This is a genomic window from Paraoerskovia marina DSM 21750 (genome assembly GCF_000701465.1).
Classification (GTDB): domain Bacteria; phylum Actinomycetota; class Actinomycetes; order Actinomycetales; family Cellulomonadaceae; genus Paraoerskovia; species Paraoerskovia marina.
This window is the reverse complement of sequence record NZ_JNIY01000004.1, coordinates 428,041-451,558: the sequence shown is the minus strand read 5'-3', so window position 1 is coordinate 451,558 and position 23,518 is coordinate 428,041. Positions and strand designations below refer to the sequence as shown.

20 protein-coding genes are annotated in these 23,518 nt (G+C 71.0%); 7 read left to right on the top strand and 13 right to left on the bottom strand.

Annotated elements, in window-relative coordinates:
- The first annotated feature begins 43 nt into the window (after window positions 1–43).
- From Q343_RS0108190 to Q343_RS0108175, 4 genes are read left to right on the top strand one after another with little or no spacing between them, the layout of a single operon-like run.
- A complete protein-coding gene (locus Q343_RS0108190) occupies window positions 44–1,018 on the top strand; it encodes a carbohydrate ABC transporter permease (RefSeq protein ID WP_029253097.1) in 975 nt (324 codons plus the stop codon).
- Window positions 1,015–1,911: a carbohydrate ABC transporter permease gene (locus Q343_RS0108185; protein ID WP_029253096.1), complete on the top strand. Its 897-nt coding sequence runs from the start codon at window positions 1,015–1,017 to the stop codon at window positions 1,909–1,911. The genes Q343_RS0108190 and Q343_RS0108185 overlap by 4 nt, the downstream gene beginning before the upstream one ends.
- A gap of 8 nt (window positions 1,912–1,919) precedes the next feature.
- Window positions 1,920–3,386 carry a GH1 family beta-glucosidase gene (locus Q343_RS0108180; protein WP_052367058.1) on the top strand — a complete coding sequence of 489 codons (1,467 nt, stop codon included), beginning with the start codon at window positions 1,920–1,922 and terminating at the stop codon, window positions 3,384–3,386.
- Window positions 3,387–3,429: 43 nt separating this feature from the next.
- Window positions 3,430–4,437, top strand: a complete 1,008-nt coding sequence (locus tag Q343_RS0108175; RefSeq protein ID WP_029253094.1) for a LacI family DNA-binding transcriptional regulator — start codon at window positions 3,430–3,432, stop codon at window positions 4,435–4,437.
- A gap of 7 nt (window positions 4,438–4,444) precedes the next feature.
- On the opposite strand, the gene Q343_RS0108170 is transcribed toward Q343_RS0108175, so the two are convergent.
- The 3 genes from Q343_RS0108170 to Q343_RS0108160 are packed head-to-tail and all read right to left on the bottom strand — an operon-like array spanning window position 4,445 to window position 9,799.
- Window positions 4,445–5,536: a 1-acyl-sn-glycerol-3-phosphate acyltransferase gene (locus tag Q343_RS0108170; RefSeq protein WP_248616783.1), complete on the bottom strand. Its 1,092-nt coding sequence runs from the start codon at window positions 5,534–5,536 to the stop codon at window positions 4,445–4,447.
- Entirely contained in the window at window positions 5,533–6,351 is an 819-nt protein-coding gene (locus Q343_RS0108165; protein WP_029253092.1) for a patatin-like phospholipase family protein, read from the bottom strand. The genes Q343_RS0108170 and Q343_RS0108165 overlap by 4 nt, the downstream gene beginning before the upstream one ends.
- 22 nt (window positions 6,352–6,373) lie before the next feature.
- Complete coding sequence (locus tag Q343_RS0108160) at window positions 6,374–9,799, bottom strand: proline dehydrogenase family protein (protein ID WP_043109797.1); 3,426 nt, start codon at window positions 9,797–9,799, stop codon at window positions 6,374–6,376.
- 61 nt (window positions 9,800–9,860) lie between these two features.
- Between Q343_RS0108160 and Q343_RS0108155 the strand changes: the two genes are divergently transcribed.
- Window positions 9,861–10,655: a helix-turn-helix domain-containing protein gene (locus Q343_RS0108155; RefSeq protein ID WP_248616782.1), complete on the top strand. Its 795-nt coding sequence runs from the start codon at window positions 9,861–9,863 to the stop codon at window positions 10,653–10,655.
- A 25-nt stretch (window positions 10,656–10,680) separates the two neighbouring features.
- Here the strand turns inward: Q343_RS0108155 and Q343_RS0108150 are convergent, their stop codons facing one another.
- Both Q343_RS0108150 and Q343_RS0108145 read right to left on the bottom strand, forming a co-directional pair.
- Window positions 10,681–11,808 (bottom strand): bifunctional glycosyltransferase family 2/GtrA family protein, encoded by a 1,128-nt coding sequence (locus tag Q343_RS0108150; protein WP_081829745.1) that lies wholly within the window; start codon window positions 11,806–11,808, stop codon window positions 10,681–10,683.
- 11 nt (window positions 11,809–11,819) lie between these two features.
- Entirely contained in the window at window positions 11,820–12,728 is a 909-nt protein-coding gene (locus Q343_RS0108145) for a phosphodiester glycosidase family protein (protein WP_029253088.1), read from the bottom strand.
- 164 nt (window positions 12,729–12,892) lie between these two features.
- Here Q343_RS0108145 and Q343_RS0108140 point away from each other — a divergent pair, with 164 nt between their 5' ends.
- Complete coding sequence (locus Q343_RS0108140) at window positions 12,893–14,176, top strand: Glu/Leu/Phe/Val family dehydrogenase (RefSeq protein ID WP_407946472.1); 1,284 nt, start codon at window positions 12,893–12,895, stop codon at window positions 14,174–14,176.
- Between the two features lie 67 nt (window positions 14,177–14,243).
- Complete coding sequence (locus Q343_RS0108135) at window positions 14,244–14,567, top strand: antibiotic biosynthesis monooxygenase family protein (protein WP_029253086.1); 324 nt, start codon at window positions 14,244–14,246, stop codon at window positions 14,565–14,567.
- Here Q343_RS0108135 and Q343_RS0108130 read toward each other — a convergent pair.
- From Q343_RS0108130 to Q343_RS0108095, 8 genes are all read right to left on the bottom strand, one after another.
- Window positions 14,538–15,293, bottom strand: coding sequence for a hypothetical protein (locus Q343_RS0108130; protein WP_029253085.1), 756 nt, complete (start codon window positions 15,291–15,293; stop codon window positions 14,538–14,540). The two genes, Q343_RS0108135 and Q343_RS0108130, sit on opposite strands and share 30 nt — an antisense overlap.
- A 36-nt stretch (window positions 15,294–15,329) precedes the next feature.
- Entirely contained in the window at window positions 15,330–16,175 is an 846-nt protein-coding gene (locus Q343_RS0108125; protein ID WP_052367014.1) for a hypothetical protein, read from the bottom strand.
- A gap of 44 nt (window positions 16,176–16,219) precedes the next feature.
- Window positions 16,220–16,990 (bottom strand): hydrogen peroxide-dependent heme synthase, encoded by a 771-nt coding sequence (hemQ, locus tag Q343_RS0108120; RefSeq protein ID WP_029253083.1) that lies wholly within the window; start codon window positions 16,988–16,990, stop codon window positions 16,220–16,222.
- A gap of 44 nt (window positions 16,991–17,034) precedes the next feature.
- Window positions 17,035–18,162 (bottom strand): ferrochelatase, encoded by a 1,128-nt coding sequence (locus Q343_RS0108115; RefSeq protein WP_029253082.1) that lies wholly within the window; start codon window positions 18,160–18,162, stop codon window positions 17,035–17,037.
- A gap of 113 nt (window positions 18,163–18,275) precedes the next feature.
- On the bottom strand, window positions 18,276–19,229 hold the full coding sequence (locus tag Q343_RS0108110; RefSeq protein ID WP_052367013.1) for a carbohydrate ABC transporter permease: 954 nt from the start codon (window positions 19,227–19,229) through the stop codon (window positions 18,276–18,278).
- A complete protein-coding gene (locus tag Q343_RS0108105) occupies window positions 19,229–20,134 on the bottom strand; it encodes a carbohydrate ABC transporter permease (protein ID WP_211248991.1) in 906 nt (301 codons plus the stop codon). Before Q343_RS0108105 ends, Q343_RS0108110 begins: the two co-directional genes overlap by 1 nt.
- Window positions 20,135–20,284: 150 nt before the next feature.
- Window positions 20,285–21,670 carry an ABC transporter substrate-binding protein gene (locus Q343_RS0108100; RefSeq protein WP_029253079.1) on the bottom strand — a complete coding sequence of 462 codons (1,386 nt, stop codon included), beginning with the start codon at window positions 21,668–21,670 and terminating at the stop codon, window positions 20,285–20,287.
- 82 nt (window positions 21,671–21,752) lie between these two features.
- On the bottom strand, window positions 21,753–23,387 hold the full coding sequence (locus Q343_RS0108095) for a glycoside hydrolase family 13 protein (RefSeq protein WP_029253078.1): 1,635 nt from the start codon (window positions 23,385–23,387) through the stop codon (window positions 21,753–21,755).
- Between the last annotated feature and the right edge of the window lie 131 nt (window positions 23,388–23,518).

Genomic DNA, 23,518 nt, shown 5'->3' with positions numbered 1-23,518 from the left:
ACGAGCCCCTCCCCCGGCCGACGAGCACGCGAACCGAGGAATCATGGCCACCACTACGCGCACCCCGGCGCCCGCACGGGGCAACACTCCCAGGAAACCCCGCCGGATCGGCTTCGGGGAGCGGTTCAACCGCTGGGACCTGAAGTTCTCGCCGTACCTGTACATCTCCCCGTTCTTCATCCTCTTCTTCATCACGGGGCTCTTCCCTCTCTTCTACACGGCGTTCGTCTCGGTCCACGACTGGGACACGATCATGGGCCAGGGCACGTACGTCGGGATGGAGAACTTCCAGTTCATCCTGAGCAGCCCCGACTTCTGGAAGGCGCTGCGGAACACCTTCAGCATCTTCCTGCTCTCGTCGGTCCCCCAGGTGATCATCGCGATCACCCTCGCCGCGGTGCTCGACCAGAACATCCGTGCGAAGACCTTCTGGCGCATGGGTGTGCTGATCCCGTACGTCGTGACCCCGGTCGCGGTCGCCCTCATCTTCTCGAACCTCTTCGCGGACAAGTTCGGCCTCGTCAACGACATGCTGGGCACCTTCGGGATCGACCCCGTCGGCTGGCACAAAGAGGTTCTCCCCAGCCACTTCGCCATCGCCACGATGGTGAACTTCCGCTGGACCGGGTACAACATCCTGATCTTCCTCGCGGCCATGCAGGCCGTCCCGCGCGACCTGTACGAGGCCGCCGTCATCGACGGGGCCGGCCGGTTCCGTCAGTTCTTCTCGATCACGGTCCCGCAGCTGCGCCCGACCATCATCTTCGTCGTGATCACCTCGACCATCGGCGGTCTCCAGATCTTCGACGAGCCCCGCATGTTCGACCAGTTCGGTCGCGGTGGCGCCGACGGTCAGTGGCAGACGCTGACGATCTATCTCTACGAGCTCGGCTGGACGCAGGGCGACTTCGGGCGGGCATCCGCCGTCGCGTGGCTGCTGTTCATGCTGATCGTGCTGATCGGGATCATCAACTTTGCGATTACGCGTCGTATCTCAACGAGCGGAGACAAGCGATGACCGCCATGCCGAGCGCCCCCGCCCACGTGGCGCCCCGCCCCGGGAACGGCAAGCCCGCCAAGCGTCGCGGGTCGGCCGTGCGCCGACCCGGCTGGGTGACCTACGGAATCCTCGGCGCGTTCCTCGCCGGCTCCGTCTTCCCCATCTACTGGTCGTACCTGATCGGGTCCTGGGACGCGCAGGTGCTCACGCGTGACCCCATGCCCTGGTGGCCCGGTGGGAACTTCTTCACCAACGCAGCGACGGTGATCGACACCATCCCGTTCTGGAAGGCGACGATGAACTCGTTCATCGTCTCGGCCACGACCGCGATGACGACCGTCATCTTCGCGACCCTCGCCGGGTACGCGTTCGCCAAGCTGCGGTTCAAGGGCAAGGGCCCTCTGCTCGTCTTCGTCATCGCCACCATGGCCGTGCCGACGCAGCTCGGCGTGGTCCCGCTCTATCTCGTGATGTCGAAGCTCGGCTGGACCGGGTCGCTCACCGCCGTGATCGTCCCTGCGCTGGTGACGGCGTTCGGTGTGTTCTGGATGACCCAGTACATGGGATCCGCCATCCCCGACGAGCTGATCGAGGCCGCGCGCGTCGACGGCGCGTCGATGATCCGGACCTTCTGGCACATCGGGCTGACTGCGGCCCGGCCCGCGGCGGCGATGCTCGCGCTGTTCACGTTCATCCAGACCTGGACGAACTTCTTCTGGCCGTTCATCGTGCTCGGCCCCGAGAACCCGACCCTCCCGGTCGCGCTGCAGCAGCTGCAGGCCGCCTTCTTCGTCGACTACTCGCTCGTCCTCGCGGGCGCCACACTCGCCACCCTGCCCCTGCTCGTGCTGTTCATCTTCGTGGGTCGACAGCTCGTCGCAGGCATCATGCAGGGGGCGGTCAAGGGATGATGAACCACATGACCAGCTTCCGACCGACGTCTCCGCACGTCATCAGCCCGGCGAACGCCTCCGGCGTCGTGCGCTTCCCCGAGGGCTTCCTCTGGGGCGCCGCGACCGCCGCCTACCAGGTCGAGGGCGCGGCATGGACCGACGGCCGGCAGGACTCCATCTGGGACGAGTTCGCCCGTGTCCCCGGTGCCGTCCTGCACGGGGACGACGGCGCCGTCGCCTGCGACCAGTACCACCGCTACCGCGAGGACGTCGCGCTCATGCGCCGGCTGAACCTCGACACGTACCGCTTCTCGACGTCGTGGTCCCGGGTCCACCCGGCCGGCGGTCCGGTGAACCCCGCAGGACTGGCGTACTACGACCGCCTCGTCGACGAGCTCCTCGCCAACGACATCCTGCCGTGGCTCACCCTGTACCACTGGGACCTGCCGCAGGCCCTCGAGGAGCAGGGCGGCTGGGCCAACCGGGACACGGCGTACCGGTTCGCCGACTACGCCGTCACGATGCACGAGGCGCTCGGCGACCGCGTCGGGGTGTGGACGACGCTCAACGAGCCCTGGTGCTCGGCGTTCCTGGGCTACACCGGCGGCCAGCACGCCCCGGGCCGCCAGTCGACGTCGGACGGGCTCGCCGCGGCGCACCACCTGATGCTGGGCCACGGCCTGGCCGTGCAGGCCCTGCGCGAGCGGGCGCCCGAGGCGAACCTCGGCATCACGCTGAACTTCGAGGTGGAGGACCCGGTCGACCCGGACAACCCGGCGGACGTCGACGCGGCCCGCCGGCTCGACGGCCAGTTCAACCGGATGTTCGCCGACCCGATCATCAAGGGCGCGTACGCCCCGGACGTCCTCGAGGACGTCGCGGGCCTGGGGCTCGAGGACCGCATCCACGACGGCGATCTCGAGATCATCTCGACGCCGATCGACTCCCTCGGCGTGAACTACTACCACGGCAACCTCGTGGGCTCCGAGCCCGCCAGGGCCGAGCGTGGTGGCGAGGCGCCGACGGACCGGGCCACGAGCTCGCCGTTCCCGAACGACGAGGGCGTGTACGTCCATCCGCGCGACCTGCCGGTGACCGACATGGAGTGGGAGATCCAGCCCGAGGGGCTGACCCGCCTGCTCCTGCGTCTCCAGAACGACTACACGGGCCCCGCCGGGATCAAGCTCTACGTCACCGAGAACGGGTGCGCGTACGACGACGTCCCGGACGAGTCCGGCTACGTCGACGACCAGAACCGCCTCGACTTCTACGACGGCCACCTGCGGGCCATCAAGGAGGCGATCGACCTCGGCGCCGACGTCAACGGGTACTTCGCGTGGTCCCTGCTCGACAACTACGAGTGGGCATGGGGATACGGCAAGCGGTTCGGGATCGTGCGCGTCGACTACGAGACGCAGGAGCGGACCGTCAAGGCGAGCGGCCGGTGGTACGCCGACGTCGCCCGCGACGGCCTGGTCCCCGCACGCCCGTGATCACGAATCCTGCCTACCGGCAAGGTTCAGGCAGGATAGAGCCATGATGTCGAGCACCCCCACCCTGGACGAGGTCGCGCGCACCGCGGGAGTCTCGCGGTCGACGGCCTCGCGGGCCATCAACGGCGGCAGTCGCGTGTCGCCCGAGGCCCAGCAGGCGGTGGACGACGCCGTCGCCCGGCTCGGGTACTCCCCGAACCGGGCGGCCCGGTCCCTCGTCACGCGCCGGACGGACTCGATCGCGCTCGTCGTGCCTGAGCCCGACGAGCGGATCCTCAACGACCCGTTCCTCTCGGGAACGCTGCGCGGCGTCAATGCCGCGCTCGGGGCGAGCGACCTCCAGCTAGTCCTCGTGATGGCGCGCCCGGGCGACAGCTCGGGCCGGATCGCCCGCTACCTCCAGTCGGGCCACGTCGACGGCGCGATCGTCACCTCGCACCACCGCGAGGACGGACTCGAGTCGGCACTGCTCGACACGCGGATCCCGTCCGTGTTCGTCGGCCGACCCTTCGACGACTCCGACACGCTCCGGTACGTCGACATGGACAACGTGGAGGGCGGGCGCACCGCGGCCCAGCACCTGATCGACCGGGGCCGGACCCGCATCGCCACCGTCACCGGTCCGCTCGACATGACGGCCGGTGTGGACCGCTTCACCGGGTGGCGCTCGGCCGTCGAGGGGGCCGGGCTCGACGCGGGCCGTGTCGAGCACGCCGACTTCACCCGCGAGGGTGGTGCCGCGGCGATGCGCAGGCTTCTCGACGTCGCACCGGACCTCGACGCGGTCTTCGTCGCCTCCGACCTGATGGCCTCGGGTGCGCTCCGCGCGCTCCGCGAGGCCGGGCGGGACGTTCCCGGCGAGGTCGCCGTCGTCGGGTACGACGACCTCGGGATCGCCGCCAACGCCGCGACCCCGCTGACGACGATCCGCAACCCCGTGATCGAGCTGGCGAACCTGGCGACGCACACGGTTCTCGCACTCGTGGCGGACGACACGCCGCCGGCGCAGACGTCGTTCCCGGTCGAGCTCGTCGTGCGCGAGTCGTCCTGACGGGTCGCTAGCCGCGCTGCGCCGCCCGCACCCGGCGTGACGTCCGCCGACGGGGGTCGGTCTTCTCCCGCTCGAGCTCGGCCGTCGTCGCGTCGATCCAGCCGTCGACGCGCGCCCACTCGCTGAAGAGCCACGTGCCGCGGTCGTCGGCACCGACGGGCAGGACCCCGGGAGCGGTCGACCAGCCCTTCATCACGATGTGCTTGTCCATCGGCAGCTCGCGCCAGATGTCTCCGAAGGTCACGAGCTTCTCGAGCCCCGTGTGCGCCACGACGACCACCCCGGCGCGCGGGCAGGCGTCGAGCGCCGCGAGGAATCCGCCGACGTGCGGCGCCATGACGTGCGGCATCGCCGCGGCCATCGCCGCGAGGTCGGACTGCCCGGCGTCCTGCAGCGCGGCGATCCGCGCGGTCCGGCGCCGCGGCGTGACGTTCCCGCCCTCCGGGAACAGCAGGAGCGCCGAGTCGTCCGACATCGTCCGTGCCAGGTCTCCGACAGCCTCGCTCCCGCCCGGGTCGTCCGCGGCGCGTCGCGAGTGCGGCACGACGAACTCCGCGGGGATCCGGCTGAGCAGGGTGTCGATCGCCGGATCCCACCGCAAGGTGTCCTTCAGGACGATCCGGGGCTCACGCCGGGCGACGTTGAGCAGCGCGTCGACGAGGACGAACGAGTCCCCCGGGCCGGCGTGGCGACTGACCACGACCGCGGGCACGCCGTCGAGTCCGCGGATCTCGTCCGCGTCGATGGTGATGCGCAGCCGCAGGGTCCAGCGGACCTGCCAGAAGAGGACCTTGACCATCCACGCGGCGAACCGGAGGTTCACGGAGCGGAACGCCTTGCGGTCCATCGCGTACCCGAACCCGGACGCCACCCAGATGCCGAAGAACCCCAGCAGGGCCGTGGCCTCCCACAGGATGTAGAACACGGTCATCCAGGCCATCCGCGGTGCCCGGAGGCGGCCGGGCAGCGCCCAGCTGACGACCGCGAGGGCGAGCAGGACCAGCAGGATGCTCGTCGGCGCGAGCAGGACCGCGATCGCGACCATCGCGGGCGCGAGGACGAACCTGCGGACCCACCAAGGAGGTGGGGCGACGTTCACCGGGCGTCCAGATACTCGGCCGAGGACTCGTAGGAGGCGTCGATCCGGGCCCGGGTCGCGTCGAGTCGGCGGAACGCGCCCACCTTCTCGTCCCCGGGCTGGGGACCGCCGGCGGGCAGGACGTGGACCTCGACGCCCTCGGGGACGTTCTTCAGGTCCCGGGAGAAGCGGTGGCGGCGGGAGATCTCGAAGGTCACCTTGGCGACGTCGACGGCGGTCTTCGGCGCGTAGAGCGGCTCGTCGATGCGGCCGACCTGCAGGACGTAGACGCGGTCCGCGCCCCGGCGCACCGCCTCACCCAGAGGGATCGAGCTGACGATCCCCCCGTCGACGAAGTGCTCGCCGTCGATCTCGGTGGGCGGCAGCGCACCGGGGACCGACGCCGACGCCATCACGGCGTCGAGCAGCGGGCCCTCGGTGAACCAGTGCTCCTCGGCCTTCTCGATGCTCGCCGCGCAGACGACGAGCGGAACCTCGAGGTCCGCGAACGTGAGCCCCTCGCCGAGAACCCCGACGAGGAGCGCCCTGAGCGTGTCGGGGTCGTTGAGGTGCGTCCGCGTGCGAGCGAGTCGTTGGACCTGGCGGAACCACGACTCGCCGTACACCCGGCTCGCGGTGTCGGACGACCACGCCGTGAGCAGACGGTCGACCACCTCGAGACGCGGTGTCTTCGCGAGCGCCGCGCCGTTGATCGCACCGATCGACGTCCCGACGACCAGGTCGGGCGTGATCCCTCGCTCGAGGAGCGCGCGGATCATCCCGATGTGGACGGCTCCGCGGACGCCGCCGCCGCCGAGGACGAATGCCGTGGTCATACCGTCGATCGTAGGGGACGGGTCAGTCGCGCTGCATGACGTGGCCGTAGCGGTGCAGCGTGCGGCTGACGGCCTGCTCGTGGAGCACCGCCAGCAGCTCGCGACGCCCGCTGGCGACGACCGGCTGGTCGAGGACCGTCACGAATCCGACACGCTCGGCGGCGGCCTCGCGCAGACCGACGACGTCGCCGACCACGCGGACGCGTCCGGTCACCCGACCGCGGCGTACCTGCTCGGCGAACTCGGCGTCGCTGGTGCCGTGGGCGCCGCTGCGCACCACCCGTGCGGAGACGCCGGCACGTCGGGCCGCCGACAGCACGCGTGCCACCTCCACGGGCCTGGCGCCGTCGCCGACGCGGATCGTCAGCCGGTCCACCGGCCGGTAGCGGAAGACGTTCGACTCGGCCACGAGCCCGCTCGGGTCGTGCTCGACGCCGAACTCGCGCACCCACTGGTGCTCGTCGTCCGCCTCCGCCCAGGCCAACCACGCGTCGGGGTCGGTGTCGCGGTCGGGCAGGGCGGCGTCGTCGTGCCAGGTGCCGAACTGCGCGACGTAGTTGGGCCCGCCCGCCTTGGCGCCGGGGCCCACGGCCGAGGCCTTCCATCCGCCGAACGACTGCCGCTGGACGATCGCCCCGGTGATGTGCCGGTTGACATAGGCGTTGCCCACCTCGACGCGGTCGAGCCAGTGGTCGACCTCGTCCGTGTCGAGGCTGTGGATCCCGCCGGTGAGGCCGTAGTCGACGTGGTTCTGCAGCGCGAGCGCCTCGTCGAGGGTGTCGACCGTCATCAGCCCGAGGACGGGGCCGAAGACCTCCGTCTCGTGGAAGAACGAGCCGGGGGCGACGCCCTCCTTGAGCCCGGGGGTCCACATCTTGCCGTCGTCGTCGAGCTGCCGCGGTCGGACGAGCCAGGACTCTCCCGGCTCGAGCGTCGTCAGCGCACGCTCGAGCTTTCCGCTCGCGGGCTCCGTGAGCGGGTTCATCACCGTCGCGAGGTCGGTGCCCGGGCCGACGACGAGCGACCGGACGGCGTCCACGAGCTGGCGGCGGAACCGACGGCCCGTCTCGGTCCGCGGGTCTCCGACCGAACCGACCAGGATGCCGAGCGACGCGGCCGAGCACTTCTGCCCGGCGTGCCCGAAGGCGGACCGTACGAGGTCGGCGACCGCGAGGTCGATGTCCGCCGCGGGCGTGACGACGAGGGAGTTCTTGCCCGAGGTCTCGGCGAACAGCGGCCGCTCGGGACGCCACCCCGCGAAGAGCTGGGCGGTCTCGAGGGCTCCGGTCAGGACGACGCGGGCGACGCCCTCGTGGGTGACGAGGTGCTGGCCCGCGTCACCGTCGGGGACGCGGAGGAACTGCACGACGTCACGGGCGACCTGCTCGTCGAACGCCGTGTCCGCCGTCCCCTCGGCACACTCACGGGCGACGTCGAGCAGGCCCGCGTGGATCGCGTCGATCGCGATCTCGAAGCACCGTGGGGTGGGCGGCGCGGGCTTGGCGAGCACCGAGGACCCGGCCGCGAGCGCGGCCACGACTCCACCGACAGGGATCGCCACCGCGAAGTTCCACGGCGGGGTCACGAGCGTGACGCCGTCGGGCGTGAAGGTCGCACCGGGAACCTCGTCGAGCTCCTCGGCGGCACGCGCGTAGTAGTTGGCGAAGTCGATCGCCTCGCTGATCTCCGGGTCGGCCTCGGCCACGGTCTTGCCGGGCTCGTGCACGAGCGCCGTCACGAGGTCGGTGCGTGCCTCCTCCAGCCGCCGGGCGATAGCGCGCAGCGCCCGTGCACGACAGGCGGTGGAGACCTCGGACCAGACCTGCGCGGCGCGGTCGGCGCGCGCGACGGCGGCGTCGATCTCGGGGAGCGAGTCGATCTCCGCGGCCTGCACCGGACCGTAGCCCTCGCCCGCGACCACCCGCCGGGCCCACGCGCGGTGGGCGGCGACAGCAGGGTCGGTGTCGGCGACGTTCTCGAACCCGTCGACCGGGAGCTCGGCGGGGTTCTGCTCCTGACGCTCCTGCCGGCGGGGCACGACCGCGTCCCCCGGCTCGCCGAAGCCGCCCTCGACGGACGCCCGGAACGCCGCCTCCTGACCGTCCATGGGCGTCGGGACGTCACCCTCGGGCTCCGGGGCGAACATCGAGTGCACGAAGTTCTGGACCGCGGAGTTCTCCTCGAGGCGTCGGACCAGGTAGGAGACCGCGACGTCAAAGTCCTCGTCCCGAACGACCGGCGTGTAGAGGACGACACGGCCCCCGTCCTTCGCGACCTCGTCGCGCACGGCACGGGACTCGGCCGGGGACATGCCCTGCAGCATCTCGACGTCGAGGGCCTCGGAGACCCCGCGCTCGCGCCCGAGCAGCACCGCGAGCGCCACGTGGAAGAGGTTGTGGGAGGCAGCACCGATCCGCACCGCGTCGGTGCGGGGGGCACGCAGTGCGTGGTCGAGGAGCCGGACGTAGTTGGCGTCGACCTCGGGCTTGGACCCGTAGGGGGCGAGCGGCCAGCCATGGCTCTCGGCCTCGACGTGCTCCATCGGGAGGTTGGCGCCCTTGACGAGCCGGACCTTGATCCGTGCGCCGCCGTCGGCCACGCGGGCAGTGGCGAACTCGGTGAGCTCGTCGAGCGCCCCGAGCGCGTCCGGGAGGTAGGCCTGCAGGACGATACCGGCCTCCAGGCCGTGGAACTCCTCACGGCTGAGCACCGTCCGGAACACGGCGGTCGTCAGCGCCAGGTCGCGGTACTCCTCCATGTCGAGGTTGAGGAACACCCCGTGCTCCTGGGCGGCCCGGTAGAGCGGGAGCAGCCGCTCGACGACACGGTCGCGCGACCCCTCCAGGTCCCACGTGACGAGCTGGGAGGCGACCGAGGAGACCTTGACCGAGACGTAGTCGACGTCGGGGCGCTCGACGAGCGCGATCGTCCGGTCGAGGCGGGCCTGCGCCTCGGCCTCGCCGAGCACGGCCTCGCCGAGAAGGTTGACGTTGAGCGCGTACCCCTGTTCGCGGGTGCGCGCCAGGTGCTTGCCGAGGCCGGGCCCCGCGTCCGCGACGAGGTGCCCGACGAGCTGGCGCAGCCTGATCCGGGCGGCCGGGACGACGACGCCGGGCAGACCGGGCGCGAGCGCCCCGCCGGCCCGGAGCATCAGCCGGTCGACGGGCCCGAGGAAGCCCTGCGCGTGCCCGGCGAGGTCGCCGAGCCGGTTGAGCTGCTTGGCGGCGACCGCCGAGTCGTGGGGGCGGGCGACGTCGTCGACGAACCGGACGGCGAGCTCCAGACCCTTCGGGTCGGAGACGAGAGCGCCGAGCCGGCCTGCGGTGGCCTGCTCAGAGCGGTTCTGGTCGGCGTCCGCAGCGGCGACCCAGGACCTGGCGAGGTCGACCGCCGACTCCACCATGTCGAGATCCGTCACCGCCGGGCTGGAGAAAGTGTGGCTGCTCATACTCCACTGTGCATCCTGTCCTGACGTGCCGTCTTGTACGTTCCGGGCTCAAATAGTCCCTGTGTACGACAACGCCGAGCCGACTCCCCCGCCCCTGCCCGCGGCGGGGCTCGTCGCCGATGCAGGCGCTGACGGCGCGGAGCGGCTCCTGGGCGCCCTGAGCCCCGTGATGATCGCCCTGATGGACCAGCTCGCCCAGACGATGTTCTGTGCCAAGACGCCGTCCGGCCGGTACGTCGCCGTCAACCGGGTCTTCGTCGGGCGCACCAACGCCAAGTCCCGCCGCGACGTCGTCGGCCGGACCGCCGCCGACCTGTTCGTCCCCGAGCTCGCGGAGCGCTACGCCCACCAGGACGCCGAGGTGATCCGCACCGGAGACCCGCTGCGCAACGAGCTCGAGCTCATCCGGCGGCTCGGCGGCACCCCCGGCTGGTTCCTCACGTCCAAGCTGCCCGTCCGGGACGTGCGCGGCGAGCTCGTCGGTCTGGTCTCCGTCTCCCAGGACCTGCACGAGTCCGACGCGGACGACGCCACCATGGACTCCATGACGCGCCTCGCCGCCGGGATCGACGCGCACCTCGGCTCCCCGCTGACGACCGCCGAGCTCGCCCGACTCGCCGGGTGCAGCCCCGACTCCCTCACGCGCCGTGTGCGCCGCGTCTTCTCCCTCACGCCCCGCCAGCTCGTCCTGCGTGCCCGCGTCGACCGGGCCACGGAGCTGCTCACCAGCACCGACCTGCCGATCGTCGACGTCGCCAGCGACTCCGGGTTCTACGACCAGCCGTCGTTCACCCGGACGTTCGCCCGCCTGACCGGGGAGACACCGGCGTCGTTCCGACGGCGCTCGCGGCGCTGAACGGTCTCGACGGGCTCGACCGCCGTCACCCGCCCGTCGAGACCGTCGCGCTGGTCTCGACGGGCTCGACCGCCGTCACCCGCCCGTCGCGCCGGTCGAGCTCGTCGAGACCGGAGCCGCCCGTGCGGAAGACGTGCCGACGCTGCACGGCCCACCCGACGAAGAACAGGATCCCGTCGGTGAGCAGCTTGGCGGGCAGCAGCGCGACGCCCAGGGTCTGGAGACCGAGCAGCATCAGGTACCCCGCAACCACGAGGGACACGGCGAGGGCGACGTAGCGTGCTGCCTCCGCGCGCGTCGCCCGGTGGTCCGTCGACCGGAACACGACGAACTTGTTGAGCAAGAAGTTCACCGAGCCGCTGACGATCCGCGCGCCGACGACGGAGAGCAGGAGGGATCCGGTGAGCGCCTGCAGCAGGAGGAGCATCAGGACGTCGACGCCGAAGGACGCGACGCCGGTCCCGACGAACCGGAGCAGGGGCGCGAGGATCCGGAGCGAGTCGACGACGGGTCGGAAGTGCGACGACTCGTTCTCGTCGAGGTAGACCGTCTCGATCTCGACCTCGTCGACGTCGACCCCGTCCCGGGGCGCCTGCAGGAGGACCGCGAGCTCGTATTCGAACCGCTCCCCCGGGATGCTCCGGAGCCACGGCAGCAGCGACGCCGGGTACGCGCGCAGGCCGGTCTGGGTGTCGTGGACCCGCAGGCCCGTCACGAGCCGGAAGAGGCTGCGCGAGACCGCGTTTCCCACGCGGCTGCGCAGCGGGACGTCACCGACGAAGCGCCGACCGCCGACGACAGCCGTGCCCGGCCGGACGTGGCCCGCCACGCGGAGGATGTCCTGCACCGTGTGCTGCCCGTCGGCGTCGGCGCACACGACGTCGGCCCCCGGGTACCGGGTCTCGACCTCGCGGATCCCGAGCTTGAGGGCGTGGCCCTTGCCGTGGTTTCCCGGCACCGGGTCGGCGACGACGTCGGCGCCCAGCGCGGCGACGTCGTCGAACACGGTCGCATACCCGGCCCCGGAGCCGTCGTCCACCACGAGGACGGACAGGTCGGGCGCCGTGCGCCGCAGGTCGGCCACCAGCGCGAGCAGCCGGTGATCGGGCTCCAGCGCGGGGATCAGGACGACGGCGGAGGTCTGTGTCGGCATCGGGGTGCCCGTCACTCGGCGATGTAGAGGATGTCGGAGGTCCCGCGCTCTTCACCCTTGCCGAGCGGGTCGTTGACGACCTCGCCGTCGTAGTACATCGTCGACGACCCGCCGCCGTCGATGTTGTACGCGGTCGTCGCCCCGAGGCCCTGCATGATCTCGGCGAGACCGGTCATGGTGACGCCCGCGCTGTAGCCGGGGCTGCGCCCGTCGACGACGACGAACACCAGGTGGTTCTCGTCGATCACGCCGATCGCCGTGCGCGGCTGCTCGCCCTGGATGGAGTGGTTCCCGAAGTTCGTGTCGACCTCGACGTCCTCGATCCCGTCGGGGATCTCCCCGTCCTCGAGGATCACCGGGCCGAACGAGAGGGTGTTCCAGACACCGTCCTCGACGAGCGTCTCGGCGTCCGTCGTCGTCTCGTCGTAGGTCTCGACGTGGCCGTCGCGATAGAAGGCCAGCCCGTCGCGCGCCCCCTCGTCGCGGTACACGACGCCGTTGCGGATCACGATCCCCGTGTCGCGGAACCCGTAGTAGTCGCCGTTGATCGCGAAGATCGCGTCGTGGTCCTCGGCGATCTCGGAGGTGTCGGCGATGATGTTCTGCCCGAACTGGTCCTCGGCGAAGGCGGAGCGCAGCTGTGTCATGTCGTCGAGGACGACGTCCGCCACGTAGTACGTCACGGTCTCGTCCCCCGTGCCCTCCACGACCGTCTCGATCTCGATCATGGGGTCCTCGGCGCTGGCCGAGTCCGCATCCGTCGCGTCGGCCGACTGCTCCGCCTCGTAGCTCGAGACGTCGGCGATCTCGACGTGCTCGACCACGAACCGGTCGAGCGCCCAGGCCGCGCTGCCACCCAGTGCGAGGGTCACCGCCACCCCGGAGGCGACGAGCGTTCTGCGAGTCCGTCGTTTCGTCATGCCTCCTGTCTAGACACCGGATCCAGGAGGACGGCATGGGGTTCCTGAGGGATTCCTGTGCGTCGCCGCTCGACGGGCCTGACCACCGGCCGGCGTTGTACGTTGGGCGCATCAGCGATGCCGCTGACCCGGCGGCATCGGTCGACCTCGTACCCGGAGGACCCGTGTCCACAGTGACCACCAGCGCACCCGACTCGATCGCCGCGAGCGGCGGCCCGCTCGGCACCGCGCTCGCCCAGCTCTCGGGCGCCGTCTCCATGCTCGACCTCGACGCGGGGATGCACGAGATGCTCGCCGTCCCGCGTCGCGAGGTGCACGTGAGCGTGCCGCTCAGACGCGACGACGGGTCGACGGTCCTGTTCCGCGGGTACCGGGTGCAGCACAACGTCTCCCGGGGCCCCGGCAAGGGCGGTCTGCGGTTCCACCCGAGCGTCGACATCGACGAGGTCCGTGCCCTGGCGATGTGGATGACGTGGAAGTGCGCCATCGTCGACCTGCCGTACGGCGGCGCCAAGGGCGGCGTGACCATCGACCCGCGCGAGCACTCCGAGTCCGAGCTGGAACGGGTGACCCGCCGATACACCAGCGAGATCAAGCCGGTCATCGGCCCCGACGTCGACATCATGGCGCCGGACATGGGCACGAGCGAGCAGACGATGGCCTGGGTGATGGACACCTACTCCGTCAGCCAGGGATACACGATCCCGGCCGTGGTCACCGGCAAGCCGATCGCCGTCGGCGGGTCCCTGGGACGCGCGACCGCGACGTCCGCCGGTGTCGTGCACACGACGCGCGCGGTGCTCACCGAGGCCGGAGTCGACCTGGCCGAGGCGCGGATCGCCATCCAGGGCTTCGGCAAGGTCGGCGGGCACGCCGCCGAGATCTTCGCCGCCGAGGGGGCCACCGTCGTGGCCGTCAGCGACCAGTACGGCGGGGTGATCAACCGCGAGGGCCTGGACATGCCGGCCCTCATGGAGCACTTCGTCGCCACCGGCTCCGTGGTCGGCTTCGCCGAGTCCGACCCGATCGACAACGACGCGCTCCTCGCGCTCGAGGTGGACGTGCTCGTCCCCGCCGCCGTCGAGGGCGTGATCGACGAGCGCACGGCGCCGACCGTCCGGGCGCGGTTCGTCGTGGAGGGCGCCAACGGACCGACCACCGGCGAGGGCGACCGGATCCTCGCGAAGAACGGGATCGTCGTCGTGCCGGACATCCTCGCCAACGCGGGCGGCGTCGTCGTCTCCTACTTCGAGTGGGTCCAGGCCAACCAGGCGTACTGGTGGGCCGAGCACGAGATCGCCGAGAAGCTCGAGCACCGGATGCACTCCGCGTATGCGGACGTCGCGGCGCTCGCCCGCCGCGAGGACATCCGCCTGCGCGACGCCGCGCTTGCCATCGGTGTCCAACGTGTCTCCGAGGCGCACAAGATCCGCGGCCTCTACCCGTGACCTGCCGGTGCCGGGCGGGCGACGGACCGCACCCCGCCCGGCACCGCGCGGTGCGTAGTATCCGGGCATGATCCGAGAGCACGCACTCCTGCCCGTCCGCCCCGGTCAGGAGGCCGCCTTCGAGGCGGCCTTCGTCGAGGCCCGCCCGCTGATCGCCCAGCAGCCCGGCTTCCTCGACCTGACGCTCTCACGCGGCGTCGAGTCGAGCTCGACCTACCTGCTGCTGGTCGAGTGGGAGTCCGTCGAGGCGCACGAGGAGGGGTTCCGCAGGTCGGCGCAGTTCCCGCGTTGGCGCGAGCTGCTGCATCACTTCTACGAGCCGAAACCCGTCGTCGAGCACTACGTCGAGGTCCCGGCCGGATCAGCCGACGGGACGCTCCCGCAGCACTGAGACCCACGGGCTGACGAACGCGATCGAGGCGATCCCTGCGGCCGCGACGGCGACAGTCTCGTCACCGGGGACGTCGGCGAACCGTGCGACCGCGATCCAGCCGAGCGTCCAGGCGGCGCCGAGCCCCGTCCCCGCCGCGAGCCACGTGCGGGCGGCAGCCCAGTGCGCGACGACGACCACGGCCAGGCCCAGGGCACCGACGACCGCGAGCGCCGTCGTGCGACGGACGGGATGGCCGGCGTCGGCGAGTGCCGCGGCGACGGTGCTCGCCGCCGTCGTGAGGGACCACCCGACTCCCAGGCCGACGACCAGGTCGACGGTGATCGCCTCCGTCCGCCGCTCGGCACCGTCGCGGACGAGGCCCGCGGCGGCTCCGAGGAACGCGGCGGCCGCGAGGACCATGGCGCCGCCCGTCACCGCGCCGTCCGGCATCGTCTGCGCCACGGCGAGGGCGAGCGCCGCCCCCGCCACCCACCAGCCGGTGGCACGCATCCGCGCGCGTGCGGCCTGCAACGGGAGGGTCTGGTAGGTCGCGAGCACCGCGAGTCCGGCGAGGAGGACGTAGCGGCCGAGGTCCGCCTCCTCGGCGGGCGCCAGGAGCGTCGCCGAGGGGTCGAGAGGCTCGCGGTTCCACAGGCCCGCGCACACCGCGAGGACGACGCTGACGATGACGGCGGCCCGCCGGACGTCGTCGCCGGGGGTCGCGTGGTGCGCACGTGTCCGCATATTTCTCAGGATGGCGGGCACGCGCGTGTTTGTCCGTCAGCCGCGCCGACGCATCCCGACCGTCACGAGCGGGGCGACGAGGGCGACCGCGGCCGCGACGGCCGCGGCGACGGCGACCGTCTCGTCGATCAGGGGCCCGTTGAAACGACCGGCACTGATCCACCCGATGCCCCAGGCCATCGCGAGACCGATAGCGATCGCGACCGTCGGGCGCGACGCCGCGAAGATCGCGTAGGCGATCGCGAGTGCCGTCCCGGCGCCGAGCACGACGACGCCCCAGATGCTGGCGTCGGCCGACGTGCCGATGTCCTCCGCGGTCAGCGTCGCGGCGACGTCAGCGAGCGTCGCGACCGACGCCCACCCGAGGTACAGCCCCACTGTTCCGTCGGTGACCAGCGACTCGAACCACCCGCCGGCGGGGATCCGCACCAGCCGGACGAGGATCACCGCGAGCACCGCGACGAGCAGCGCGATCACGACGACGCTGAGCCAGAGCCACCCGCCCTGGATCACCCCGATCCATGCGGCGTTGAGCAGCATCGACGCGAGCACCCACCACGAGACGGACCGGAGACGGTCGTTGGTGGCCTGCGCGGGCAGCGCCTGGTAGACGGCGAAGACGGCGAGGCCCGCGTAGATGACGGACCAGATCGAGAACGCCGGGGAGTCGGGTGCGAGCACCGTGGCGTCGGCGGCGAGAGCGCCCCCGGCGGCGTCCTGGATGGGCTGACCGCCGGCCGCCCCGGAGCCGACGGCGGCACCCGCGATCGCGACGACGGCGCCGATCAGGACGGTGACCTGCCGGACACGGTCCGCACGCGTCGGACCGTCGCCCGTCGTCGTCGCGGCGTCGGAGACCTGCGAAGTATCGTCTGTGCTCATGCTCCGATCATGGCAAACCTCAGCATGCTGAGCATCTTGAACGATCAGGCGAGGGGCTGGCGGGCCGCCCAGTCGGCGAGCGTCGTGCGGGGTCCCGTGTAGAACGGGACCTCCTCGCGCACGTGCCGACGCGCCTCGGTGGCGCGCAGGTCACGCATGAGGTCGACGATCCGGTGGAGCTCGTCCGCCTCGAACGCGAGGATCCACTCGTAGTCGCCGAGCGCGAACGCCGAGACCGTGTTGGCCCGCACGTCCTTGTAGTCCTTGGCTGCCAGTCCGTGGTCGCGCAGCATCGTCCGGCGCTCTGCGTCCGGGAGCAGGTACCACTCGTAGGAGCGCACGAACGGGTACACGCAGATGTAGTCCCGCGGCTGCTCACCGGCCAGGAACGCCGGGACGTGACCGCGGTTGAACTCGGCCTGGCGGTGCAGCGCCGCCACCGACCACACCGGGTTCAGCGCCCGCCCCAGCACCGAGGCGCGCAGGCGCTGGTACGCGCCCTGCACGGACTCGATCGACGGCCCGTGCACCCAGAGCATCAGGTCGGCGTTCGCGCTCAGCCCGCCGACGTCGTACCAGCCCCGCACGACGAGCTCGGCGTCGGTCGAGGCCGCGTCCACGTCGGTCGCCCCGACGGCCCGCTCGGCCGCCGCGACGACCGCGGCCCGCTCCACGTCGTTCTCGGGCAGCGTCTCCGTCAGCGAGAAGACCGACCACATCGTGTACCGGATCGATGCGTTGATCGCGTCGTGGTCGACCACCTGACCGGTGTCGACGTTGACGTGGCCGTCGGGCGCTGCGGGCTGCTCGGTCATGGGGTGTTGCCTCTCGGTTCAGATGGCCGGCCGGGGCCGGGTGGTCAGGAGTAGAGGTCGCCCGAGCACAGGGCGGGAACCCCTGTCGGCTCGGCGTCGCGCCGCAGGCAGCACCCGGGGGCGCAGACGCTGCGGAACGCCGGGAGCGACCCGACGGCGCGCTCGTCGGGGTCCTCGCCGCGCGCGATCGCGGCCCGCTCGAGAAGCAGGTCGACGAGCCCCTCGACGAAGGGAGCGCGCGTGCCGACCGTCCCGGCGCGCACGGCGTTCATGCCGAGCTCCGTGGCCGTCTCCATCGCCTCCGTATCGAGGTCATAGGCGACCTCCATGTGGTCGGAGACGAAACCGATCGGAGAGAGGACGACGTCGCGCAGCCCCTCGCCCGCCCGCTCGGTGAGCAGGTCGTTGACGTCCGGCTCGAGCCACGGCTGGCTCGGCGGACCGGACCGGGAGCAGTACGACAGCTCCCACTCGACCTCGCGGCCCAGCTCACGGCCCACCCGGACCGCGATCTCGGCGCCGACGTCGAGGTGCTGCGCGGAGTATGTGGCGCCGGAGATGCGGCTCGCGGCCTCCATGGTGTCGGGGATGGAGTGCGTGACGAACATCAGCCGGGCGGCGGAGGCGTCCCCGCCCTTGGCCGCGAGGTCGCCGAACGCCTCGACGATCGCGTCGACGTTCGCCTGCACGAACCCGGGGTGGTTGAAGTACGAGCGGATCTTGTCGAACTGGACCCCCGTCGAGCCGGTCTCGTCGAGCTGACCGCGCTTGTCGAGGACGACCGCGAGGTCCTCGCGGTACTGGCGACAGCCCGAGTACGACGAGTAGGCCGACGTGACGAGGGCGACCGCCCGCCGGGCCCCGATCGACTCGAGCTCGGTGATCGCGTCGTCCGTGTACGGGGCCCAGTTGCGGTTGCCCCAGACGACCGGCAGGTCGATCCCCCGTGCCGCGAGCTCCGCCTCGAGCGCCGCCTTGAGCGCGAGGTTCTGCTCGTTGATCGGGCTCTTTCCCCCGAACCCGTAGTAGTGCTCACCGACCTCCTCGAGCCGCGAGTCAGGGATCCCCTTGCCGGCGGTGACGTTGCGCAGGAACGGCACGACGTCGGCGGGCTCGTTCGGGCCGCCGAAGGAGTACAGGAGCAGGGCGTCATAGGGCAGAGCGTTGGCCATGCATCCATCATGCACCGGGTCCGACGTGCTGTGCGCCCGATCCTCGACCTCGGCGATGTGACGTCGATGCGACAGCGCGTCAGATTCGCCGGGCCGGCCTGCCGGCACCCGCGTCAGCCCTTGACCGCGCCCCCGAGCCCCGCACCGGAGAGGAACATCCGCTGGAAGACGAGGAAGATGACGATCGGCAGCGCGGTGGAGATCGCGAGCGCCGCCAGGAAGACGTCGAGCTCGACGTAGTTGGCCAGCGCCGGGAGTCGCACCGACAGCGGCTGCTTCGCCGGGTCGCGGAGCACGAGCAGCGGCCAGAGGAAGTCCTTCCAGGCGGCGATGACCGCGAAGACGGACACGACACCGAGGATCGGCCGGGACATCGGCATCACGATCGACCAGGCGACGCGGAACGGCCCGGCGCCGTCGACACGCGCCGCCTCGAAGATCTCCCGTGGCAGGTTGTCGAAGAACCGCTTGACGAGGATCACGTTGAACGCGCTCGCCCCGGCGGGCAACCACACGCCCCACCAGCTGTTGATGAGCGAGACGTGCACGACCGGCACGTCGAGCACGGTGAGGTAGAGCGGGACCAGGAGCACGACGGCAGGGATGAACAGGGTCGAGAGGACGAGCGCCGTCGCGACCCTCCCCCATGCGGGACGCAGGACCGAGAGCACGTACCCGCCGGTGGCCGCGACGAGGACCTGGATCAGCCACGACCCGAGCGCCAGGACGATCGTGTTGTAGAAGTACAGGTCGATCTCGAACCGGGTCCACGCGGTCGCGAGGTTCGCCCAGTCGACGCCGTTCGGGAAGATCGCCATCGGGGTGCGCAGGGTGTCCTGGGTCGGGGTGACCGCCGACTTGGCGAGCCACAGGATGGGCCCGAGGCCGCCGACCACCAGTCCGGCGAAGAGCAGGACGTGGGACAGTCGGAGCCAGCTGCCGACGCCCCGCCGGCGCCAGTCCGACGGTGAGAGGATGCCGCGGTCGGCGGCCGCCGAGCCGGCCTTCCGTGCCTTGCGAGGCCTCGCACCCGTGGGGGCGACGGGCGAAGAGACGTGGTCGGTCATCACTTGCTCCAGGATGAGGTCGCCTTGAAGTACACGGTCGAGAGCACGGCGAGGACGGCCGCGAGCATGAGGCTCAGCGCCGTCGCCTTGCCGTAGTCGCCGAACTGGAACGCGTAGTTGTAGATCATCAGCATGATCGTCGTGGTCGAGTTCGCCGGCCCCCCGTTGGTGAACAGGTACGGCTCGAGGAAGACCTGGGCGGTACCGATCACCTGCAGGATCAGGGTGATGAAGAGGATCCCTCGCAGCTGAGGCAGGGTCACGTGCCACACCTTGCGCCAGACCCCTGCACCGTCGACCTCGGCGGCGTCGTAGAGCTCGGGCGCGACTCCGGTCAGCGCCGCGAGATAGATGATGATGGTGCCGCCGGCCGCGGCCCAGGTCGCCTCGAGCACCAACGACGGCATGGCCCACGACGGGTCCTGCAGCCACGGGAAGGGGCCGAGCCCGACCCAGCCGACGATCGTGTTGAAGACGCCGTCGGGAGAGGCGTCGTAGAACACCTTCCAGAGCAGTACCGCGACCACCGGCGGCACGACGACGGGCAGGTACGCGAGCGCCGAGAACACTCCCTTGCCGCGGCGCACCTCGCTCATCAGGACGGCCACGACCAGCGGCGCCGGATAGCCGAAGACCAGCGCGAGGAGTGCGAAGTACAGCGTGTTCGTCACGGCGGTGCCGAGAAGCGGGTCGGCGAGCACCGCGGTGAAGTTGTCGAGGCCGACGTACACCGGCGCTGTGACGAGGTTGGTCGTCTGGACGCTCATCACGGTCGCTCGCACGATCGGGAACCAGGAGAAGAGCCCGAAGATCACCAGCAGCGGGAGGCCGAGGATCAGGGTGCTGAGCCCGCCGCCGCGCACCCAGGTCACGGGGGTGCGCCGACGGCGCCGTCGGGCGGACATGATCGACGAGACCGGCGCGTGCGCGGGCGGCGCGTCGGGGGGTTGGGACACGACGGTGGTGGTCACGGTCGAGGCCTTTCGGGTCGTGGTCGGCAGCGCGGCGGAGGGGACAGCACCGGCCGCCCCGGGGATCTGGGGCGGCCGGACCGGTCAGGAGGCGTCGATGATTCCCTGGATGTTCGTCTCCGCGTCGGAGAGCAGCTGGTCGATGTCGGCGTCCTCGTCGGTCAGGACCGCCTGGACCACGGGGTCGAGCGCCGCGTACAGGTCCTGCGTGGCGACCGGCGGCTCGGCGGCGAGCGGCTGGTCGTAGATGTTGTCGGAGTACGGGGCGAACTGCTCGAGCGGGACGTTGACGTAGTCCGCGATCCACTCCTGCGACTCGTCGTACGTCGCCTTGTCGAAGACCGGCAGGACGGGCGCGCCGACCGGCTGGCCCTGGTCGGCGGTGACCTGGGCGTCCGCGACGGCGGCGTCCTCGTCGGTGAGCTTCTCCATGTAGTAGAAGTCGATCCACTCGACGGCTGCCGCCTGCTCGGCGGGCGTGGCCTTGGCGTTCACCGCGGCCAGTGTGCCGCCACCGAGCACTGCGGGATCGCTGCCCTCGAGCGGCAGGACGGTGACGCCGTAGTCGGCCTCGGGCATCGCGTTCTGGGTCACGAGGTTGCCGTAGTCGCCCCCGCCCGAGATGAACATCCCGATCTTGCCCGCGGCGAAGTCGGCGTGGCTCGTGCCCCAGTCATGGTTGAAGTTCGACCCCATCGAGTCGTCCTCCCAGCGCATCGACCGCAGCATCTCGAGCGCCTCGGTGTACTCCGGCGTGTTGATCGTCGCCGTCGTGGTCTCCCCGTCGACGCTCTCGGCACGGCCCCCCAGCGAGTAGACCAGCGTGGTGAGGATCCAGCCGCCGGTGTTGGAGGTGGTCATCTCGGCGTAGCCGGCCTGACCCGTCTTCTCCGAGATCGTCCGGGCCGCCTCCTGGATGCCGTCCCACGTCGTCGGAGGAGCGTCGGGGTCGAGCCCCGCCTCCTCGAACAGCGCACGGTTGTAGTGCAGGCCCTGACCGTAGGCGGCGATGGGGACGAGCCACTGCTTTCCGTCCGCGTCCTGCCCGGCCGAGGCGACGGTCTCGCTGAAGTCCCCGGCGTACGGGAGCTCCGCGATCTGCTCGGACACGTCGGCGATCTGCTGACGCTCGATGAGTCCGCGCCCGTCCGTGAACGGCACCGTGAAGACGTCGGGCAGCGTGCCGCCGGCGAGGTCGGCCGTGAAGGTCGTGCCCACCCAGTTGTACTCCTGGGCCTCGACCGTGATGTTCTCGTGCTCGGACTCGAACTGCTCGATGCGCTCGTTGAACGCGTCGATCGCTCCCTGCTCGAGCCCTTCGTCCATGGCCACCTGGATGGTCACGGCCTCGTCGGTGGCGGCGGTGTCGCCCTCGGCGGCCTCGTCGTCGGACGAGCTGCAGGCCGCGAGGGCGGACAGGGTCAGGGCGCCCACGAGGGTGAGAGCCAGTGTGCGGCGTGATGACGTCATCGTCACTCCTTGATCGGTTCCGTACCGACGGTCGGTGCGGTCGTGCTGCGGACAGGGTGGTCGTGCGGTCGAGAGAACGTGGTCAGGGGCGGTACCAGGCGACGGTGTCCCGAGGAACCTGGCCGTCGACGAGCTCGGCGCTCGCCAGGACGACCTCGGCGCCCTCGGGCAGCGGGACCGGGTCGGCCCCGAGGTTGGCGACGCAGACCAGGTGGTCGCCACGCGCGAAGGCGATGACGTCGTCGGACGGCGTCTCCACCCAGGCGAACGCCTCGGACGCGAGACCGGGGTCGCGGCGTCGCACCGCGAGCGCCGAGCGGTACAGCGAGAGCATCGAGCCGGGGTCGTCCTGCTGGGCCTCGACGGACCGCTCCTCCCACCCGTCGGGGAGCGGGAGCCAGGGTTCCGCCGTCGCACCGTCCGGGGAGAAGCCTGCGTTGACGCCCGACCGGGTCCACGGGAGCGGGACCCGGCACCCGTCACGCCCGGGGTCGACACCCTCCGAACGAAAGTGCATCGGGTCCTGGATGGCCGAGCGAGGAACCTCGACCTCGGGCAGCCCGAGCTCGTCCCCCTGATAGATGTAGAGCGACCCGGGCAGCGCCGCGGTCAGGAGCGCGGCGGCCCGCGCACGGCGCTCGCCGAGGGCGAGGTCCGTCGGCGTGCCGAACCGCTTCTTGAGGAAGTCGAACGACGTGTCCTCGCGGCCGTAGCGTGTCACGGGACGCGTGATGTCGTGGTTCGAGAGCACCCAGGTCGCCGGCGCACCGACGGGGGCGTGCGCCTCGAGCGTCGTCCGGATCGCCTCGTGCAGCTGCTTGCCGTTCCACGGCCGGGTCATGAAGTCGAAGTTGAACGCCGTGTGCATCTCGTCCGGACGCAGGTACTGGGCGAACCGCGCGGGGTCCGGGAGCCAGATCTCGCCGACGAGCACGCCGGGTTCCTCGTACTCGTCGGCGACCGCGCGCCAGGACCGGTAGATGTCGTGCAGCTCGTCGCGGTCCAGGTGCGGGTGCGACCCGTCGGTGAAGGTCTCGGGCAGCTCGGGGAACGTCGGGTCCTTGGCGGGGAGCGCGGCGGAGTCGATCCGGATCCCGGCCACGCCGCGGTCGAACCAGAAGCGCAGCACGTCCTCGTGCTCGCGCCGGACCTCGTCGTCGGTCCAGTTCAGGTCGGGCTGCTCGGGGGTGAACAGGTGCAGGTACCACTGCCCCGGCGTCCCGTCGGGATTCGTGGTCCGCGTCCACGTCGACCCCTGGAAGCTGGAGACCCACTGCGTCGGCATCTCGTCACCGTCGGCACCCGTGCCGTCCCTGAACCAGAAGCGCTCACGTTCCCGCGACCCCGGCGCGGAGTCGAGCGCGGCCCGGAACCACGGGTGCTCGGAGGAGACGTGGTTGGGCACGACGTCGATGATCGTGCGGATCCCGTGTTCGCGAGCCTCGCCGATCAGCGCCTCGGCCTCGGCGAGCGTCCCGAAGGCGGGGTCGATCGCCCGGTAGTCCTGGACGTCGTACCCGCCGTCGGCGAGCGGCGAGAGGTACCAGGGCGTCAGCCACATCGCGTCGACCCCCAGGTCGCGCAGGTAGGGCAGCCGCTCGCGGAGTCCGCGGAGGTCTCCGGTGCCGTCCCCGTTCCCGTCGGCGAAGCTGCGCGGATACACCTGGTAGATCACTGCGTTGCGCCACCAGGTGGCGTCGCGGGACGTCGTCGTCATGTTGGTCACAGTAATCAGTTGACAGGATCAACGCAAGAAATCAACAGCAGCGTTACACAACTGCGATCCTTGGTGCTCAACTTCGCTACGGAAACGACGAAGCCGCCCTGCCTGGAGGGACAGGACGGCTC

Excerpts from the sequence above, each read along its gene's own strand:
- Q343_RS0108190 (WP_029253097.1), top strand. The coding sequence starts at position 44 with ATGGCCACCACTACGCGCACCCCGGCGCCCGCACGGGGCAACACTCCC.
- Q343_RS0108185 (WP_029253096.1), top strand. The coding sequence starts at position 1,015 with ATGACCGCCATGCCGAGCGCCCCCGCCCACGTGGCGCCCCGCCCCGGG.
- Q343_RS0108180 (WP_052367058.1), top strand. The coding sequence starts at position 1,920 with ATGACCAGCTTCCGACCGACGTCTCCGCACGTCATCAGCCCGGCGAAC.
- Q343_RS0108175 (WP_029253094.1), top strand. The coding sequence starts at position 3,430 with ATGATGTCGAGCACCCCCACCCTGGACGAGGTCGCGCGCACCGCGGGA.
- Q343_RS0108165 (WP_029253092.1), bottom strand. The coding sequence starts at position 6,351 with ATGACCACGGCATTCGTCCTCGGCGGCGGCGGCGTCCGCGGAGCCGTC.
- Q343_RS0108160 (WP_043109797.1), bottom strand. The coding sequence starts at position 9,799 with ATGAGCAGCCACACTTTCTCCAGCCCGGCGGTGACGGATCTCGACATG.
- Q343_RS0108150 (WP_081829745.1), bottom strand. The coding sequence starts at position 11,808 with ATGCCGACACAGACCTCCGCCGTCGTCCTGATCCCCGCGCTGGAGCCC.
- Q343_RS0108145 (WP_029253088.1), bottom strand. The coding sequence starts at position 12,728 with ATGACGAAACGACGGACTCGCAGAACGCTCGTCGCCTCCGGGGTGGCG.
- Q343_RS0108135 (WP_029253086.1), top strand. The coding sequence starts at position 14,244 with ATGATCCGAGAGCACGCACTCCTGCCCGTCCGCCCCGGTCAGGAGGCC.
- Q343_RS0108130 (WP_029253085.1), bottom strand. The coding sequence starts at position 15,293 with ATGCGGACACGTGCGCACCACGCGACCCCCGGCGACGACGTCCGGCGG.
- Q343_RS0108125 (WP_052367014.1), bottom strand. The coding sequence starts at position 16,175 with ATGAGCACAGACGATACTTCGCAGGTCTCCGACGCCGCGACGACGACG.
- hemQ (WP_029253083.1), bottom strand. The coding sequence starts at position 16,990 with ATGACCGAGCAGCCCGCAGCGCCCGACGGCCACGTCAACGTCGACACC.
- Q343_RS0108115 (WP_029253082.1), bottom strand. The coding sequence starts at position 18,162 with ATGGCCAACGCTCTGCCCTATGACGCCCTGCTCCTGTACTCCTTCGGC.
- Q343_RS0108110 (WP_052367013.1), bottom strand. The coding sequence starts at position 19,229 with ATGACCGACCACGTCTCTTCGCCCGTCGCCCCCACGGGTGCGAGGCCT.
- Q343_RS0108105 (WP_211248991.1), bottom strand. The coding sequence starts at position 20,134 with ATGTCCGCCCGACGGCGCCGTCGGCGCACCCCCGTGACCTGGGTGCGC.
- Q343_RS0108100 (WP_029253079.1), bottom strand. The coding sequence starts at position 21,670 with ATGACGTCATCACGCCGCACACTGGCTCTCACCCTCGTGGGCGCCCTG.
- Q343_RS0108095 (WP_029253078.1), bottom strand. The coding sequence starts at position 23,387 with ATGACGACGACGTCCCGCGACGCCACCTGGTGGCGCAACGCAGTGATC.